This is a genomic window from Paenibacillus sp. B1-35 (genome assembly GCF_050474385.1).
GTDB lineage: Bacteria > Bacillota > Bacilli > Paenibacillales > Paenibacillaceae > Paenibacillus_B > Paenibacillus_B alvei.
The window spans coordinates 1367301-1385828 of the sequence record NZ_JBCHVJ010000001.1 but is presented as its reverse complement, the minus strand read 5'-3'; the positions used below and the strand labels follow the sequence as shown (position 1 = coordinate 1385828).

Sequence of the window (18528 nt, the reverse complement as noted above, 5' to 3'; positions counted from 1 at the left end):
TGCCTCTTTTCAAAAAATGATGAGGAGTGTGTAACGGATGAATCAGACGATTATTCCGGAATTTGATCGTACGGATCTTGGCAATATTCAGATTGCTCCTGACGTGATTGCAGTGATCGCAGGCCTTGCTACAATTGAGGTAGAGGGTGTAGCAGGAATGAGCGGTGGTTTTGCAGGCGGTATTGCCGAATTGCTTGGCCGTAAAAACTTGTCCAAAGGCGTTAAAGTGGAAGTTGGACAACGTGAAGCTGCAGTAGATGTGAACATTATCGTAGAATATGGTCGCCGCATTCCTACAATTGCTGATGAGATTCAGCAAAACGTGAAGCGTTCTATTGAAATGATGACAGGCCTTCACGTCGTTGAAGTGAACGTACATGTACATGACGTGCATTTTAAATCGCAAGAGAAAACGGAAGAGACGGAAGTATCTGTGCGAGTGAAATAATGATGGTGATAAACCCCCTCCTGGTGGCAGGGGGTTTACTGCCATTCCATGAGGAGGATCGTAAAGCGTGAGCAGAATTGTAGACAGGCTGTTGTTGTTTGTGTATAGTTTGGTCATTGGTTCATTATCGGTAGCGGCCATATTGGCTGCATTAGGCTTCATTTCCGAGCCGCTTGATCCAACTCAGCCGTTGTGGCTGCAAACAACTGTAATTTCGGCTGCGGCCGTTATTTTATTGCTTAGCGTCCGCTTCTTTTACGTTTCCATCCGTCGTGAACGGAAGTCATTGCCTTCCATTGATCAGCGTACCGAAATTGGTGATATTAAAATATCGATGGAAACGATCGAGAACGTGGCGTTGAAGGCAGCGTCCCGCGTTCGTGGTGTTAAAGATTTGAAAGCACGCATTCGCACCAACGAATCAGGGCTTGATATTACGATCCGTACAGTTGTGGACGGGGAGACGGCGATACCGAGCATGACAGAAGAGGTTCAACGCCAGGTTCGCGATTATGTGCAAGAGATTACCGGAATACCGGTTTCTTACGTTTCGGTATACGTTGCTAATATTGTGCAGACGCAGACCTTTAAAGCGCGTGTTGAATAGGTGGTGAGCTGTCCAATGTGGAAAGAAATATGGGAGAGTCACGGCGGACGTCTTCTTGGCGTCGCGGCGGGCATTTTTTTTGGTATCCTTTATCTAATCGTTGGTTTTTGGGACATGCTGTTCTTTGCGTTACTTGTATTCATTGGATATGCGGTAGGCAGACAGCGGGATATGAATCTTGGCCCATTATTCCCAATACAGCGAATTGGAATGTGGATGTCTGAACGTTGGAGAAGGTTGAAGTAGTCCTATGGACGCTCCGCACGACTGCTTGACCGCCGGTTCATGCCGACGGAAGACAATCGGGGAGCTTCATAGGATTTTTTTCACAAATAAATCGTAAGTAGATGCATCAAAGTGCTTATAATCGTAACAATAGTGGCAATCGCCTTGATGAATGTAGGGTGCATGCGCTATGGAAATGCAGGGATACGAGTTCGACATGTTGGATGCTTTACATGCAGGAGGATAAATCATGAAGAGACGCATTGCCAGAGAAATGGCTATTCAAAGTTTGTATCAGCTTGAGATGACAGAGGTAACCCCTCAACAGGCTGTTGCTATGATTGTGCAGGAATCTGCACATGACAACGAAATTGGTGTAAAGCAAGAACATGCAGAAGCTATGCATACCCATGTATTGGAATGGGTGCGGGCAACGTGGGAACATCGTGTAGAAATTGACCAGCTTCTGGCGCGTTATTTGAGAGGCTGGCACGTTGAGCGTTTATCCCGAGTAGACAGACAGATTTTACGTCTTGCTACTTATGAAATGAAATACCGTGATGATGTTCCTCCTAAAGTAGCCATCAATGAAGCCATCAATTTGGCTAAGCATTTTGGTACGGACGAGTCCGGGAAATTCGTTAATGGTGTTCTAGGCCAGATGATGCGTGAAATGGATAAAGCTTCTGCTGTAGAAGCTGATAAAGAAATAAATCCAGAAGAATAGATGCAAGTTCAGCTAGGATGACAATGTCGAGTATTCGAATGGAGGCGCATAGCATGATAACAGCAACTTTATTGGATGGTAAGGCATTATCCCGAACGATTCGTGAGGAGATTACAGCGGAGACGGAACGATTGAAGGAGAAGGGGATTCAGCCGGGGCTGGCTGTTGTTCTTGTAGGTGAGGACGCTGCTTCCCAAGTGTACGTAAACAGTAAGCATAAGACATGCTTGGAGCTTGGCTTTAACTCTGAGGTTCATCGTCTTCCTGCAGATACTTCACAAGAAGAACTGCTTGCTCTCGTTCATCACTTGAATGATGAGCCATCCATTCACGGAGTTTTAGTGCAGCTTCCGCTGCCTAAGCACATTGATGAGAAGGCTGTCATCGATGCGATAGCCGTCGAGAAAGATGTGGATGGCTTCCATCCGGTTAGTGTTGGCAACATGGTCATCGGTGACGATTCATTGCTGCCTTGTACGCCTGCCGGTATCATGGAATTGCTCAAGCGTAACCAAATCGATGTTGCAGGCAAGCATGCTGTTGTCATTGGCCGAAGTAACATTGTCGGCAAGCCGATTTCGATCTTGCTCCAACGTGAGAATGCGACTGTCACAATGTGCCATTCTCGAACAGTCAATATGAAAGAGATTACGAAGCAGGCGGATATTCTTGTTGTAGCTATTGGCAAAGCGAACTTTGTGGATCGTTCTTATATTAAGCCAGGTGCTGTTATTATTGATGTTGGGATGAACCGTTTGGAGAACGGCAAGCTGGCGGGAGATGTCGATTTTGAGGACGTGAAGGAGTTATGCGGCCCGATTACACCAGTGCCAGGCGGTGTGGGACCAATGACGATTACAATGCTCATGTTCAATACGCTGAAGGCAGCCAAACGAATACATCACATTGCGCACAACGAATAGTTGTGCGCTGTCTGTCATTATGAACGAAAGGAGGCAGACAATGTGTCCGAAGAAGCACGAATATTAACCATTAAGGATGTCAACCGCTACATTCGCATGAAGATGGAAGGGGATGCGAGGCTTCAGGATGTATGGCTTCGCGGAGAAATATCGAACTTCACACATCATTCGAGCGGTCATATGTATTTTACATTGAAGGATTCTGATAGTCGTATTCGCACGATCATGTTCGCATCTCATAATCAGAAGCTAGCATTTCGTCCGAAGGAAGGGACTAAGGTCATTGCCCGCGGCAATATTACGGTATATGAACGGGATGGACAATACCAATTCTATGCGCAGCATATGCAGCCGGACGGTATTGGCAGCTTGTTCATGGCGTTCGAGCAATTAAAGGAACGGCTCAGCACAGAAGGATTATTCGCAGAAGAACGTAAGCGCAGTATTCCACGTTATCCGGCAGCGATTGGTGTAATCACTTCACCGACCGGAGCTGCCGTCCGCGATATTCTCATTACGCTGCGCCGACGCCAGCCAGGTGTAACGGTACTCTTATATCCTGTGCTGGTACAGGGAACACAGGCCGCTGGCACGATTGCGCAGGCAATTGAAGCCATGAACCGCAGTGGCGAAGTAGACGTGCTTATTGTTGGCCGAGGCGGTGGATCACTAGAAGAACTGTGGGCATTTAACGAAGAGGTGGTTGCGCGTGCAATCGCAGCATCATCGATCCCTGTCATTTCTGCGGTAGGACATGAAACGGATTTTACGATTTCAGACTTTGTTGCTGACCTTCGCGCCCCAACGCCTACGGCAGCAGCAGAATTAGCGGTAACGCATCGGGATGAACTTCGTCAACATCTTACACATGTCAATCGCAGGCTGCAATCGGCAATGAATCGCATCTTGAATCAGAATCAAGAGCGTTTGCTGCGGACCCAGCAATCCGTGGTGTTCCGCAAGCCTGAACAGCTCATAATGAAGCATGCGGATAAGGTCGAACGCTTACGCGAGCAGTTGGCGTATCGGCTACGGCTTGTGCAGGCTCAATCGGAGCAGAGATGGAAGGAGCTGCGAGGACGCCTGCGTGAACAGACGCCTGTCCATCAGGTGCGTGCAGCACGGAAGCGGCTGGATGGCAACCACCGTCAGCTTGTTCAAGCAATGACATCTATAACGAAGCAGAAACGCATGGAGACAGCTGCAATGTTCAGGCAATTGGATGCACTAAGTCCTCTTAAAATTATGTCACGAGGATATAGTTTGGTATATGATGAACAAGAAACGAAGCTGATTCGTTCGATAGAAGAAGTGCAGCTTGGTGATGTTGTGCGAGTGACACTATCGGATGGTCAATTAGATTGCCAAGTATGGTCGATGAAAGGAGAGCGTGAATAACTCTCATGGAAAATAAAGAGACTATTGAACAATTAAGCTTCGAAGCGGCAATGGATAAGTTGGAAGAGATCGTTGCCAGACTCGAAGGTGGAGATGCTCCACTTGAACAATCGATCCAATTGTTCCAAGAGGGAATGATGCTCTCCAAGCTATGTTCTGAGAAGCTTGAACAGGTTGAGCGCAAGATTGAGATGGTAACCGAGCAGAACGGCGAATGGAAGCGACAGCCGTATGCTACAGAGGAGACAGGTGATTCGATTGATTAATTATCAATCGGCCGGAGTATTCGTTGACTATGTAAAGCAGCAGGCGGAACGAATAGAATCGAAACTGCCTAAGATGCTGGAAAGTCAGCGTATTGTTCCCGAGCCGCTAACACAATCGATGCTTTATTCATTAATGGCAGGTGGCAAACGATTGCGGCCAATCTGTGTACTGATGGCATGCGATAGTTTGAATGGCAATACGCAAGCAGCAGAACCCGTTGCTTGTGCAGTCGAGATGATTCATACGTATTCATTGGTGCATGATGACTTGCCTGCAATGGATAATGATGATTTTCGACGCGGCAAGCCTACAAATCATAAAGTGTTCGGTGAAGCAATGGCGATTCTTGCAGGTGACGGGCTGTTGACGCGTGCGTTCCAATGTATTGTGCAGAGTACTCGGAAGCATGGTGTGCCAGCTGATGTCTCTCTCTCTATTGTCGAAGAGCTGGCTGAATTCGCAGGCATGAGCGGCATGGTCGGTGGGCAGGCTGCGGATATGTTGGGTGAGCAGGGGATTACCACATTGGATCAGCTGGAATATATCCATATGCACAAGACGAGTGATCTTATCGTCTTCTCGCTTCGTTCTGGCGGTCGAATTGCTGGCGCATCAGAGCTGCAGCTGCAGGCATTGACGACATATGGCTCGAAACTGGGACTTGCTTTCCAAATTCAAGATGATGTACTGGATATTATCGGTGACGAAACCATGCTTGGCAAACCAAAAGGAAGCGATGTTAAGAGCGGAAAAGTAACTTACCCTTACTTCATTGGCCTTGAGGAATCGAAGCGAGAGGTTGAACGCTTGACGGAAGAGGCCAAGTCTGCGATTATAAATGCTGGCTTCAACAAACCGGAGCTGCTGCTTGGAATGGCTGATTATTTGATGAAGCGGGATCATTAATTGTCGAGTATTTAACTGCTATTTATGATATAATAGGGCTTACGTAGAGTGGTGCAGTATTCTAGTCGGCCTACCAACGTTGAAGGCGGGCCTAAAAATTCGCTAAAGGGCACATCGATGAAGTTCCTGGTGTTGGCTTTCGACGCCCAGTCGGGGGCTGATGCTGGGAGTTAAGGTTGTGGGGCGATCCACAATGGCATGTGGGCGTTGACCCCGCTTCCGCGGAGGCCCAAGTGCGTGGTACGACGCCCTCGAGCGTCGCATTACGGCTTGGGGTATGAACCTACATTGCGAGTCGCACATTGCAATTCTTCATTTTACTATGAAGCGCGATGTACGTACCCGGCTTGTTTGTAGCGTAGCCTGCCTTGAGTGAGCCTGCGGGGATTGCGGATGTGTAGATTCGGCGAGCTTCGGCCAAAGGGCGCATGAATCGTATGCCGTATGAAATCTGGCTTGCAAAAGAGGCTAGGGGTTGGTTAAAGGCTGTTCGAGGAAAACTCCTAGACTGTTCACTGGCGTGAAACTTCTTGAGGATTATAGTGTGGACTAAGTGGTAATCCAGTCTGACGCTTGGCGACAACGTCAAGATGCTCTTAAATGGAAACGGCCTGCTCGGTGACGAGGAGGCGAGCTTCTGGGAAAACCTACTGGACCTAAGCCACAGCGTTTACTTAAGAAGTTGCCACTCTCATACTTAATGTATTGATTAGTTCGAACAGTAAAGGATGGAACATCACATACAATGAAATTTTCGTTTAAACATTCCGTTCGGTGGAGCGTACTCATTTTCATCGTCACATTTGCTTTAGCGGCTGTCTTTTCCGTTGTGTCGACTTCGATGCTGGAGGGCGTTGGCTGGGGCATCGGGATGGTGATTGTACTCTTTCTCGTGCTTATCGGAGTGTTTTTTGATATGATGGGGCTATCGGCAGCGGCAGCGAAGGAGACACCGTTTCATGCTATGGCTTCAGAGAAGGTTGCTGGTGCAAAGCAGGCGATCGCGATCGTTCGTAATGCAGACCGATTCTCCAACTTCTGTAATGATGTGATTGGCGATATGACTGGGGTCATCAGTGGATCGGCCACTGCAATTGTCGTTACGAACTTATTATATTCGATGGATGCTGATTCTTCAGTAATAAAGGCAGTAACGAGCGTTGTCTTTACAGGACTCGTATCAGCATTGACGGTTGGCGGTAAAGCACTTGGCAAATCATATGCTATTCATTACGCCACACCGATCGTCCTGCTAATTGGAAAGTGTTTCTATGTGTTGGAGACGAAATTTAACATTACGTTATTCACCGTGAAACGCAGCAAATTGAAACAACGAAAGCGAGGGAAATCCCGTGCTGCTCGATCAGATTAATCAACCTAGTGACCTGAAGCGGTTGACCAAGGATCAACTAGAGCCGCTATCGGCTGAAATACGGCAATTCTTGATTGAAAAATTGGCGGTAACCGGAGGGCATTTGGCTTCCAACTTGGGTATTGTTGAGCTTACGATTGCTTTACATTATTTTTATGACAGCCCGAAGGACAAAATGTTATTTGACGTTGGGCATCAGGCCTACGTACACAAAATATTAACCGGACGCAAGGAACGCTTTGATACTTTGCGTCAATACAAAGGCTTATGCGGCTTTGTAAAGCGTGCAGAGAGCGAACACGATGTATGGGAAGCCGGACACAGCAGTACATCATTGTCCGCCGCAATGGGGATGGCATTGTCACGCGACTTGCAAGGGCAAGATAATCGAGTCGTCGCGGTCATTGGTGATGGCGCGCTGACGGGCGGTATGGCGCTCGAAGCGTTGAACCACATTGGTCACGAGAAGCGCAAATTAATGGTTGTGCTGAATGACAACGAGATGTCCATTGCGCCAAATGTAGGAGCTCTACATAATTACTTGTGTAAAATTCGCTCTGATCGTAACTATAAAAAAGCAAAAGAAGAAGTGGAACAGCTTCTAAAGAAAATTCCAGCGATTGGCGGCAAGCTTGCCAAGACGGCAGAACGTGTGAAGGACGGATTGAAATATTTGGTCGTTTCCGGAATGCTGTTTGAAGAGTTTGGCTTAAAATATTTTGGACCAGTGGACGGTCATGATATCGATAAGCTGCTAGATATCTTCCAGCAGGCAGAACGAATTGACGGACCGGTACTTGTTCATGTAGTTACTCGTAAAGGGAAAGGATATTCGCCAGCCGAGGCTGATTCTCATAAGTGGCATGGTGCAACTCCTTACAAGATTGAATCTGGCCAGCCTCTTAAATCAGTGGGGACGCCTAATTATACAGATATATTTAGCGAAGCGCTCATTGAGCTAGCTGAGCAAGACGAGCGGATTGTAGCAGTAACGCCCGCTATGCCGGGTGGTTCAGGCTTGCTGAAGTTTGAGAAGCTGTACCCGAATCGGATGATTGATGTTGGAATCGCAGAGCAGCATGCGGCAACAATGTGCGCGGCAATGGCTATGGAGGGAAGGAAGCCAGTATTTGCGGTTTACTCTACTTTCCTGCAGCGGGCGTACGATCAGGTTGTGCATGATATATGCCGTCAGCAAGCGAACGTCATCTTTGCCATTGACCGAGCGGGCTTCGTTGGACCTGATGGAGAGACGCATCAAGGCGTTTACGATATTCCGTTCTTGCGTCATATCCCAAATATGGTCATTATGATGCCGAAGGATGAGAACGAGCTGCGCCATATGATGAAGACGGCCGTCAATTACGATTCAGGGCCGATAGCTGTACGTTATCCGCGCAATGCTGTTGCCGGAGTACCAATGGACAAAGTAATGAGCCCTATTCCGATAGGAACATGGGAAACTGTCCGCAATGGCGATTCTGCAGCGGTGCTCGCAATTGGACCGATGGTGCAAGTTGCAGAAGATGCGGCAGAACAGCTTCGTAAGGAAGGAATTCGCTTGCGTGTCATCAATGCAAGATTTATTAAGCCGCTGGATAGCGAAATGCTGGCGCAGCTTGCGAAGGAAAGGCTTCCAATCATTGTTCTAGAAGAAAGTTCTGCGATTGGCGGATTGGGAAGTGCAGTGTTGGAATGGTATGCCGCACATGACATTTTTGATATGAGAGTGAAGCCTGTTGGGGTTCCAGATTGCTTTGTTGAACACGGAAGCATTAAGGAACAACGGAATGAGGTTGGATTAACGCCTGAACGGGTTGTAAAAGAAATTCACTCCATGTTGTTCGCAGCAGGCGGCAATAATCGGTTGACACGGGCTTAAATACGATGTTCGGGTTGATGAATGAATGGGAACAGACGGGAGTACAGAATGTCTATACCGAAGGAACGAATTGATGTCCTGCTCGTTGAGCAGGGATATTATACGAGTAGAGAAAAAGCGAAGGCAGCCATTATGGCAGGTCTTGTGCTGGCGAATTCAGAACGTATCGAGAAGGCTGGCATGAAGGTTCCGCGTGACGCAACAATCACAGTAAAGGGGGCCGTTCATCCTTATGTAAGCCGTGGCGGTCTCAAACTGGAAAAGGCGATTCAGCAATTTGGCTTGGATATGAAGGATTGTGTAATGCTGGATATTGGAGCCTCCACAGGCGGGTTTACCGATTGTGCGCTGCAGAACGGGGCACAGCAGGTATATGCACTAGATGTTGGCTACAACCAGTTGGATTGGTCATTGCGAAATGATGAGCGTGTGATTGTTATGGAAAGAACGAATTTCCGATATACAGAGCCAGAGGATTTAGTAGGTCCAGTTCCTGATACAGCTTCCATTGATGTGTCTTTCATATCTTTGAAGCTGATTCTTCCCCCGCTAAGCCGATTATTGGCGAAGCCAGGACGGGTCATTGCGCTTATTAAACCTCAGTTCGAAGCTGGACGGGAAAAGGTAGGCAAATCGGGAATTGTCCGTGAAGCAGACACTCATGAACAAGTGCTGCGAGATATTCTTGACTTTGCAGCTACTATCGGATTTAAGCTCGAAGGACTGACGTTCTCACCAATCACTGGCGGGGAAGGAAATATTGAATTTCTAGCTTATTGGAACGTTCCTGTACTTACGGATGAAGGAATGCCGCAAGTATCACGCGAGCTGATAGCAGATGTCGTGAAGGAGGCTCATGCTACGTTCCGTTCATAGTGGCACGTAACATGCTGTTAGAAGAAACTCATCCGGGACAAGCATCCGAGGATGAGTTTCTTTTGCACATAGCATGTATCCACAAAGTATGTATTCGTATTTGCGAACCAGGGGTGATTCTGATGGGTGATCAGTGGATCATGGGCTTGATCGGAATTGGTTTGGCTGTATGGATTGGATATGCAATACGACACTACATGCGTACACCTGAAGCGATGGAAAATGTGTGCTTGACTGAACGCTATCCGCAGGATGATGAAGTTATTTCTTTGCTGGAGTCGGCTGGCTATGAGATCATTGGCGGCAAATATTATGTGCCAATCCAGCTTTATATGGATGGAGAAGAGCTGGAGCAAACGAAATTATGGATTGATATGATCGTCAAACGGGAAGAACAATGGTATATTGTTCGTATCACACGCGAACGGATGCAGTTAGATTGGAGCTCTAGCGCGATCCGCAGACAATGGGGAGCCTACTTCGCGGCATATCCGGAATGTGATGGGCTGCTTGTCGTGGATATGGCAGAGCGGCGTATTCGTATGCTTCAAATCGAATTTGGGGATGCAGAGTCTTAAACCGATATGGTGAAAAAGAACCTTTTGTCTAGGTTATGAGAGTTTCCTTTGATTTGAGGCAGGACGATAGAAAGTGAAGTTAAATTATGGTCATGAAAGATTGTTATAGACAGTATGGAGGGCATTCATGAAAGGACAACGACATATTAAAATCCGAGAAATTGTAATGAACAACGATATTGAAACACAAGATGAACTGGTAGACTCGCTTCGCAATGCGGGGTTCCATGTTACACAAGCGACCGTCTCTCGAGATATGAAAGAATTACATCTCATAAAAGTGCCAATGGATAATGGGCGATATAAATATTCGCTTCCTATCGATCAGAGGTTCAACCCTGCTCAAAAACTGAAACGGTCATTACTTGACAACTTTGTTAGTGTAGACAGCGCTGAAAATCTGGTCGTCATGAAGTGCTTGCCAGGTACGGCTAATGCGATAGCAGTGCTTATGGATTCGATTGAATGGCCCGAAATTATGGGGACGGTATGCGGTGATGATACAATCCTAATTATATGCCGTACGAAAGAACTGAGCCAAAGTGTTGTTGATCAAGTGATGAGTTATATTTCATAAGTGTTCTTCCGGGAGGGGTTCTTCTTGCTAGTAGCTATATCCATCCGCAATTTGGCGGTCATTGAATCGGTACAGCTGCGGTTTCATCGTGGATTTCATGTTCTGACAGGGGAAACGGGCGCAGGGAAGTCGATTATTATTGATGCTTTAGGCCTTATCGGAGGAGCAAGAGGATCCTCCGATTTTGTGCGGTACGGATGTGATCGTGCAGAGGTGGAGGCATCATTCGATCTTGCAGATGATCATCCAGTATGGGAGGCATTATCCCGCTTAGGGATTCAAGGAAGCAGTGAAGAGCTTCTCATTATTCGAAGAGAGCTTACTGCACAAGGCAAGAGCTTGTGCAGAATCAATGGTCAAATGGTCAATCTGACCATGCTGCGTGAAATTGGCGAGCTGCTTATTAATATTCATGGGCAGCATGAGCACCAATCTTTATTGAAGGTTGAGCGGCATTTGGATTGGCTTGATGCGTATGGCGGTGAAGAGGTAGCGACACTCAAGCGTAAGTATCGTGATGATTACGGCTGCTTTATGGCTCTGCAGCATGAACTAAATCAGTTGAAGGAAACAAGCCAGCAAGCTTACCAAATGCTTGATCTGTATCGGTTCCAGATTGAGGAGTTGCGCAATGCTCAGCTGCAAATTGGTGAAGATGAATCATTATCGGAAGAAAAGCGCAAACTAGCCAATGCGGAGCAACTTATGGATCATGTGAATGAATCCTATGAACGCCTATATGGCCAAGGTGCGATGGATTCCGTCAGTGTTGCGATCTCCAAACTTGAAGATGTGCTCATGTACGATACATTGAAATTCCAGCCGATTATCGAGCAAATGCAAAACGCCTACTATCAGCTTGAAGATGCGGCTTATCAGCTGCGTGATTATCGAGAAAACATTGAATTCAATCCTGAACGTCTCGAACAAATTGAAGATCGGTTGGATCATTTGACTTCCTTGAAGCGCAAGTACGGCTCGACCGTTGAGGAAATGCTTGAATATTTGGCCAAGATTGAATCAGAAGCAGACAAGCTCGAACATAAGGATGAGCGGATAATGAAGCTGGAAGCCGAAACACAAGAGCGTCTTGGCAAACTTGCGAAGCGGGCACAAGCGCTTAGTGATTCTCGACGTAAGCTGTCACTGGAATTGACGAAGCGAATTGAGGCGGAACTGCAGCATCTTCATATGGAACGTACTCGGCTTGATGTCCGTTTGGATCGACTGCAGGATGGGCAAGGCGGGCATGAAGTCGATGGCGTGTCTGTTCGCTTCACGAAAAACGGATGGGATGATGCAGAGTTTCTGATTTCACCGAACCCTGGTGAGCCGCTGCGTCCACTCCATAAGATTGCATCTGGGGGCGAGTTGTCCCGTATTATGCTCGCCATGAAAACGATATTCGCTGAGGTTGATCGCATTCCAGTACTTGTGTTCGACGAAGTGGATACCGGTGTAAGTGGACGCGCTGCACAAGCGATTGCTGAGAAGCTTGCTGAGGTGTCCCGGAGCGGGCAAGTATTTGCTATTACGCATCTTCCTCAGGTTGCATGTATGGCTGATCATCAATATTACATTGAGAAGCAGGTTCGGGATGAGCGAACATCCACGCAGGTGCATGAATTGGAGGACGAAGGCCGTATTGCGGAGCTCGCACGCATGCTTGGCGGGGTAGAAGTAACGGAAGCAACCTTGCATCATGCTCAAGAAATGCTTGAATTGGCTGAACGTCAAAAAGGTGCGTAAATACAAGGGATTGAGGAATCATTTTCACTTATAAAACGTAGGGGCCGGGGATACCTTAAAGTTACGAAATGGGCACGTCTCTTTTCGTCAAGCTTCCGTAAACAAAGGAGTGTGACCACCTTTGAACCCCAACGTCAAACGACTGCTTGGCCTAATGCTCGTCATTCTTGTATGCTTAAGCACCACCACAACATCATTTCGCACGTACGCGGCACTGCCGAATCAGTTGAGGTTATTTGAAGGACAGCAAACGAAGCTCGATCTCGTTATGCCTGTTTCGGCTTCAGCTACGGTGGATCGGCCGGATATTTTGCGTGTGAATGGCGAGAATCGGCCTACATTTCAGTTGTCGCCAAATCGTCCAATTTCTTTGCAATCTGCACAATCTGGTCAAGCAGAGCTGAAATTAAAGCTATTCGGTGGTATACCGCTCAAAACACTGAAAGTGAATGTGGTACCGAATCTGCGTGTTATTCCCGGAGGCCAAACGATTGGCGTTAAGGTAAAGTCAGCAGGCATTCTCGTTGTCGGTCATCACCTTGTTAAGATCGAGGATGAGCGCAAAGTATCTCCAGGAGAAGAAGCAGGTGTTCGACTTGGTGATCTGATTATGAGTATGAACGGCACACGATTGAACGATGTAAGCAAGGTTGCGGATATTGTAAAGCAAGCTGGAGAGAACAAACGTCCTATTGATCTTGTTATTCGGCGCGGTGATTCCGAAGTAAAGGCGCAGCTGACGCCTGCTTATGATCAAGAGGATAAAACTTGGCGGCTTGGCTTATATATCCGTGATTCTGCTGCTGGTGTCGGTACCTTGACTTTCTATGCGCCAGATCAAGGCGTGTACGGTGCGCTGGGCCATATTATTACGGATATGGATACACAGACTCCGATTGTAGTGGGACAAGGTGAAATTGTTCAATCCCATGTAACGTCCATTTCGAAAAGTCAAAATGGAGAGCCAGGCGAAAAACGTGCTCAATTTGTTAAGGAAAGTCGTGTGTTAGGTAATATTGAACGCAATACTCCGTTTGGTATTTTTGGCAAGATGGTATCGAACCCTGAACATAGTGTATATAAAGAACCGATTCCTGTTGCATTTCGCGAAGAGGTAAAGGTCGGGCCTGCTGAAATGCTGACTGTTGTCAATGGCCAGCAGGTGGAGCGATACAAAATTGAAATCGTCCATGTGACGAAGCAATCTGCTCCTGCGACGAAAGGAATGGTTATTCGTATAACAGATCCACGCCTGCTGCAAAAAACCGGAGGCATTGTGCAAGGGATGAGCGGCAGCCCAATTATTCAAGATGGGAAATTGATTGGTGCAGTTACGCATGTATTTGTGAACGATCCAAGCTCCGGCTATGGATGCTTCATCGAATGGATGCTGCAGGACGCGGGAGTTGTTCTGGCCACACCACAATCTATGAATGAACAAGGGAAGGTTCACGTTAATCGTGATCCTTCTTTTTCTTTATTTTAACCGTAATCATCGCAATCATCAGGATATGTCGAAACGATACGAATGATTTCGAAAACTGTTGGATTCTTGGACAAATTATTAATTATAATAGAAAAAATTTAAAAAATAAAGAAAAAAGTTTTCGACAGAAGGAATTTCATCTTTGATGTCGAATAATATGATCTGGAAGCGATAAATACCAAAACGGTTACTATCGTTGTGTGAAACTTTGACAAGGGAGGATCCCAAGTTGCAAAAGATCGAAATATTGTTAGCGGACGACAACAGAGAATTTACAAATTTGTTGGCTGATTTCTTATCCGAACAAGACGACATGGTCGTCACTGGTGTCGCCTATAATGGTGAAGAGGTGCTCCAATTCCTTGAGCAGACGAGAGCGGTGCCTGACGTGCTCATTCTCGATATTATTATGCCTCATTTGGATGGTTTGGGTGTTCTTGAGCGCTTGCGCAATATGGAGCTGTCCCCGCAACCGAAGATCATTATGCTCACAGCCTTCGGGCAAGAAAGCATTACGCAACGTGCGGTTCAACTTGGTGCATCCTATTACATACTGAAGCCTTTCGATATGGACATTTTGGCGAATCGGATCAGACAGCTGGCTGGTGTTTCATCCAATACGGCAGTCACTGGCGGCTCCGCTGGTAATTTAATGACGTCATCCGCTTCGAAGTCGAATGTCGTACCGTTAGGTAAATCCAAAAATTTAGATGCGAACATCACGTCGATCATACATGAAATCGGGGTTCCTGCGCATATTAAGGGATATCAGTATTTGCGCGAAGCTATTACGATGGTGTACAACAACATCGAAATTTTGGGCTCAATCACGAAAACGTTGTATCCAGCAATTGCGGAGAAATATAAAACGACACCGAGCCGTGTTGAACGAGCAATTCGTCATGCTATTGAAGTGGCTTGGACACGCGGCAATATTGACAGCATCAGCCGCCTGTTCGGCTACACAATCAACATCAGCAAGTCGAAGCCTACGAACAGTGAATTCATCGCGATGGTTGCTGACAAGCTGAGAATTGAGCATAAGGTAAGTTAACGGATAGGTTAAATCGCTGATTATCTCGCCGTACCTCGCCAGACCGCGAACAAGTATATCCAGTAAGCTGCTTGATTATCGCTTGAACAGCCGTCCGGTCATACGTGTAGGGAAGGATAGGGGCGCGGGGGAAATATAAGGGTTAGAGCAATCATTCATGTCAACAAGTACCGTGTCCGCAATCACCGAGCGTTACATTAATATGGCTGGAAAATAACTTATCTAGACTTACAAATAAGATTTAATATAGCGCATCGGAATAGAAATGCGCTATTCCCCCGCGTGCAGATTGAAACATGATATATTCCTAGCGATGAAAACGATGCGAGTAAGAGTATTGATGGACTATATATCTTATCTTTGCCGAGCGTATTAGCGTGAAGGCTTGTCATGTTCGAAATGCCGAGAATGTTAAGATGGTCGCCGAGGATAACATAGAACTTCGCTAGTTAGAAGCTCTCGCTGCTCTCGAAAATAAACGAATAGCAATCGATCAAGCTCACGAATATATGCCGTGGGCTTTTTCTTTTTCTTGTGAAAGGGGAGACGAGAATGTGAAAGAGGTCGGAAAAAACAGAAAGAGGAATGCTACGAATGTTGTGTTTAATGAACGGTTGAAACCGACTGATAAAGAGTCCTCAGCCGGTTTCGTTTTACGAAAGAGTATTGTTACTTTGCGACGTGAGCTTCGCCTGTTTCTGGATCAATTAAAACAGGCTTGTTTACGTGAATGCTCGATGGCCGTCCGTCTTTGTAGTCGTAGCGTTTAGCAATTGTACCGTCTGAGTATGTAGTCGTTATTATTATTGCGTCTTCTGTATACTCAGGTGTTGAGATCACGTAGTCAGGCGTTGGATGTCTAAACGCTGTGTTTCCTGAAATTTTGTCAACGGGTTTCAAATCGATCACCTCCTTTTATGATGAATATTCACGACAGGGGAAATAAGTCCTTTAAAGGGGGAGTTTATGAAAAATACGCTAACTTATCGAATGCACTATCGATATATCCGATTCACTGGCGGAGCTTGCCGCGGTAATCTCGTCTGTAATCGAATACAGCAAATGGAAATTCTCCGTGCGTTAACGAGCAAATCGCAAGGACTCTCGCGGAGATTGAGACAAGAGAATCCGCGCTGGAGAGATCTCATCCTTCATAGATTAGAATTTACAAAAAACACAAACGTAAAAGAGAAAAAGCGTCTGCCGTACAGGGAGACGCTTTTTTAACAGATTGTAAGGTAAGGATGGAAGATGGAGTGGTGATATATTACAATTAACTTATTGAAATATGTTCCAATTCAAAGGAGAATATTTTGTCATGAGAACAATATTGGTTGCAGATGATGATGAAAATATAGTTGAACTAATAGGATTATATCTCCGAGCAGAAGGATTTCATGTCATTGAAGCACGGGATGGGATAGAGGCGCTTCGGCATATGGACACGGAACGTGTGGATCTTGTTATTTTGGACATCATGATGCCATCTATGGATGGTTGGGAGTTGTGCGCTGAACTGCGCCGTCAATATCCGGATCTCCCAATTCTTATGGTAACGGCAAAGGGGGAACCGGGGCAGAAGGTAAGAGGGTTCCAATTAGGAACCGATGACTATATGACAAAGCCTTTTGATCCAATGGAACTGGTTATGCGTGTCAAGGCACTGCTGCGTCGTTACCGGATCGCATTCTCGCAGGTCATACAGCTTGGACCTCTGCGGTTGGATCGAAGCAGCTACAAAGTGATGAGTGAGAATGATGAATTAGCCATTACATTGCCGTTGAAGGAATTTGAGCTTCTCTTTAAGCTAGCAAGCTGCCCTGGACAAATTTTAACGAGGGAACAGCTTATACACGATATATGGGGCATCGATTACACCGGAGACGATCGAACCGTAGACGTACATATTAAGAGGCTGCGCGAGCGCTTTGCCGACTACTCGGAGATCTTCAATATTGTGACTGCCCGCAGTCTCGGATATCGAATCGAGGTTTCCCATGATTAAAACCTTGTATGTCCAAGTTGTGCTTACCTTCATGGTGGCGCTTATCATTGGAATAATAGCCGCATTTTCTGTGTCTGGACTGTTGTTTCAGAAGGAGATGGAGGAGGTATCTTATCGTGAGCTGACGAAGCTTGGCGAGGATTTGGCGAGATTGCGATCAACCATGTCTGCCGAGCAATTCGAGAATTATGTGATGTCGCTTCAATCGCTCGATACATATCAGGTTCATATTATGAACAGCCAAGGAAAGACTGTTTTTCATCGTATCCCCAAGCATCGAAAGGTTTATTCGATCAAGGAGGAACAGCTCGCAAAGGTGCTCGCTGGAGAAAGAGTTCGTGATATTTCAAACACTGTTGAGCAAGAGCCGGTTATCGGAATTCCGATTCAGGTCGATAACGAGCGAGAGGCATTATTTATGCAAATGTCAATTGGCGGTATGGATATCATCGGTCGGTTTATACTTATGGTTCTGGTTGTGGTGCTGGTGGTGGGAAGCATCTGTTTTGTTATTGCAGCGCAATATGTCGTTCTTCCGGTTAAGCGGATGACAGCCGCAACAAGGAGAATGGCCAAGGGAGATTTTACGACAGAACTTCGCATCAAGCGTAAGGATGAAATTGGCGAGCTGGCGGATAGCTTTAATAATATGGCGAAAGAGTTGAATCAGCTCGAACAGATGCGGCAGGATTTCGTATCGAATGTATCGCATGAGATTCAATCTCCGTTAACCTCCATTCTAGGCTTCGCTAAAGCGCTGAAAAATAACGTGGTTCCTGAACCAAAGCGAGAGCGGTATTTGCAAATTATTATGACGGAAAGTGAAAGGTTGTCTCGGGTCAGTGAAAATCTGCTGCAGCTTGCCTCACTTGAGTCGGATCACCACCCAGTAAATATGAGGGCTTACTCGCTGGATGAACAGCTGCGTAGGATTGTAGTAGCATGTGAGCCACAATGGAAGGCAAAGTCGCTGCAGATGGAATTGCATCTGGAGCCAGTCACAATTGTTGCGGATGAAGATCTGCTAAGTCTCGTGTGGATGAATGTCATAGGCAATAGCATGAAGTTTACTCCTGAACATGGATCGATTACCGTTACCTTGTCCGTATCGGCAGATGGTGCAATTGAAGTAAGTATCCAGGATACAGGAATCGGTATCCCTGAGCAGGATATGAGCAGAGTATTCGAACGTTTCTATAAGTCGGATCGTTCTCGTCGAAGAGACGGCAACGGCAGTGGCTTGGGACTGGCCATCGTATATAAGATTGTTTCCCTTCATCATGGTACAGTCGAGCTGGTGAGCAGTATTGGTCAAGGAACGAAGGTAAAGATAGCATTACAAATTGGACCAGAGATGGTCTCTGGAAAAAGCAGACATGAACTCTCTTATATATAGAATTGAATCGAGCCATAGACACGGAGAACCGTAGATATGGCTTTTTTGCATG

Annotated in this window: 19 protein-coding genes; 18 read left to right on the top strand and 1 reads right to left on the bottom strand. The window is 46.4% G+C overall.

Annotated elements, in window-relative coordinates:
* Positions 1-37: 37 nt before the first annotated feature.
* The 16 genes from ACQ5BJ_RS05970 (at position 38) to spo0A (ending at position 15075) form a co-directional block, all read left to right on the top strand.
* Positions 38-448, top strand: a complete 411-nt coding sequence (locus ACQ5BJ_RS05970) for an Asp23/Gls24 family envelope stress response protein (protein WP_005546708.1) — start codon at positions 38-40, stop codon at positions 446-448.
* Between the two features lie 67 nt (positions 449-515).
* The gene (gene amaP / locus ACQ5BJ_RS05965; protein WP_163976974.1) at positions 516-1055 is read left to right on the top strand and encodes an alkaline shock response membrane anchor protein AmaP; all 540 of its coding nucleotides are present in this window, start codon (positions 516-518) and stop codon (positions 1053-1055) included.
* 15 nt (positions 1056-1070) lie between these two features.
* On the top strand, positions 1071-1301 hold the full coding sequence (locus ACQ5BJ_RS05960; RefSeq protein ID WP_163976973.1) for a DUF2273 domain-containing protein: 231 nt from the start codon (positions 1071-1073) through the stop codon (positions 1299-1301).
* A 229-nt stretch (positions 1302-1530) separates the two neighbouring features.
* Entirely contained in the window at positions 1531-2007 is a 477-nt protein-coding gene (nusB, locus tag ACQ5BJ_RS05955; protein WP_289355854.1) for a transcription antitermination factor NusB, read from the top strand.
* Between the two features lie 53 nt (positions 2008-2060).
* A complete protein-coding gene (folD, locus tag ACQ5BJ_RS05950; RefSeq protein ID WP_430109069.1) occupies positions 2061-2930 on the top strand; it encodes a bifunctional methylenetetrahydrofolate dehydrogenase/methenyltetrahydrofolate cyclohydrolase FolD in 870 nt (289 codons plus the stop codon).
* Between the two features lie 42 nt (positions 2931-2972).
* Positions 2973-4328, top strand: a complete 1356-nt coding sequence (xseA, locus tag ACQ5BJ_RS05945) for an exodeoxyribonuclease VII large subunit (protein ID WP_268622760.1) — start codon at positions 2973-2975, stop codon at positions 4326-4328.
* A gap of 5 nt (positions 4329-4333) precedes the next feature.
* Positions 4334-4594 (top strand): exodeoxyribonuclease VII small subunit, encoded by a 261-nt coding sequence (xseB, locus tag ACQ5BJ_RS05940; RefSeq protein WP_430109066.1) that lies wholly within the window; start codon positions 4334-4336, stop codon positions 4592-4594.
* Positions 4578-5501: a polyprenyl synthetase family protein gene (locus ACQ5BJ_RS05935; RefSeq protein ID WP_005546720.1), complete on the top strand. Its 924-nt coding sequence runs from the start codon at positions 4578-4580 to the stop codon at positions 5499-5501. The genes xseB and ACQ5BJ_RS05935 overlap by 17 nt, the downstream gene beginning before the upstream one ends.
* A gap of 745 nt (positions 5502-6246) precedes the next feature.
* Positions 6247-6873 carry a hypothetical protein gene (locus tag ACQ5BJ_RS05930; protein ID WP_005546722.1) on the top strand — a complete coding sequence of 209 codons (627 nt, stop codon included), beginning with the start codon at positions 6247-6249 and terminating at the stop codon, positions 6871-6873.
* Positions 6854-8755 (top strand): 1-deoxy-D-xylulose-5-phosphate synthase, encoded by a 1902-nt coding sequence (gene dxs / locus ACQ5BJ_RS05925; RefSeq protein WP_005546724.1) that lies wholly within the window; start codon positions 6854-6856, stop codon positions 8753-8755. The genes ACQ5BJ_RS05930 and dxs overlap by 20 nt, the downstream gene beginning before the upstream one ends.
* A 48-nt stretch (positions 8756-8803) precedes the next feature.
* On the top strand, positions 8804-9631 hold the full coding sequence (locus ACQ5BJ_RS05920) for a TlyA family RNA methyltransferase (protein WP_005546726.1): 828 nt from the start codon (positions 8804-8806) through the stop codon (positions 9629-9631).
* Between the two features lie 122 nt (positions 9632-9753).
* Entirely contained in the window at positions 9754-10209 is a 456-nt protein-coding gene (locus tag ACQ5BJ_RS05915) for a hypothetical protein (RefSeq protein WP_040735929.1), read from the top strand.
* 127 nt (positions 10210-10336) lie between these two features.
* The gene (gene ahrC, locus ACQ5BJ_RS05910; protein WP_005546729.1) at positions 10337-10786 is read left to right on the top strand and encodes a transcriptional regulator AhrC/ArgR; all 450 of its coding nucleotides are present in this window, start codon (positions 10337-10339) and stop codon (positions 10784-10786) included.
* A gap of 24 nt (positions 10787-10810) precedes the next feature.
* Positions 10811-12535 carry a DNA repair protein RecN gene (gene recN / locus ACQ5BJ_RS05905; protein ID WP_005546731.1) on the top strand — a complete coding sequence of 575 codons (1725 nt, stop codon included), beginning with the start codon at positions 10811-10813 and terminating at the stop codon, positions 12533-12535.
* A gap of 121 nt (positions 12536-12656) precedes the next feature.
* Positions 12657-14021: a SpoIVB peptidase gene (spoIVB, locus tag ACQ5BJ_RS05900; protein ID WP_268599717.1), complete on the top strand. Its 1365-nt coding sequence runs from the start codon at positions 12657-12659 to the stop codon at positions 14019-14021.
* Positions 14022-14250: 229 nt separating this feature from the next.
* On the top strand, positions 14251-15075 hold the full coding sequence (gene spo0A / locus ACQ5BJ_RS05895) for a sporulation transcription factor Spo0A (protein WP_005546736.1): 825 nt from the start codon (positions 14251-14253) through the stop codon (positions 15073-15075).
* Positions 15076-15744: 669 nt separating this feature from the next.
* Here spo0A and ACQ5BJ_RS05890 read toward each other — a convergent pair.
* The gene (locus tag ACQ5BJ_RS05890; protein WP_005546738.1) at positions 15745-15975 is read right to left on the bottom strand and encodes a hypothetical protein; all 231 of its coding nucleotides are present in this window, start codon (positions 15973-15975) and stop codon (positions 15745-15747) included.
* A gap of 418 nt (positions 15976-16393) precedes the next feature.
* Between ACQ5BJ_RS05890 and ACQ5BJ_RS05885 the strand changes: the two genes are divergently transcribed.
* The gene (locus ACQ5BJ_RS05885; protein WP_005546741.1) at positions 16394-17080 is read left to right on the top strand and encodes a response regulator transcription factor; all 687 of its coding nucleotides are present in this window, start codon (positions 16394-16396) and stop codon (positions 17078-17080) included.
* Complete coding sequence (locus tag ACQ5BJ_RS05880; RefSeq protein WP_005546743.1) at positions 17073-18476, top strand: HAMP domain-containing sensor histidine kinase; 1404 nt, start codon at positions 17073-17075, stop codon at positions 18474-18476. The genes ACQ5BJ_RS05885 and ACQ5BJ_RS05880 overlap by 8 nt, the downstream gene beginning before the upstream one ends.
* Positions 18477-18528 lie beyond the last annotated feature (52 nt).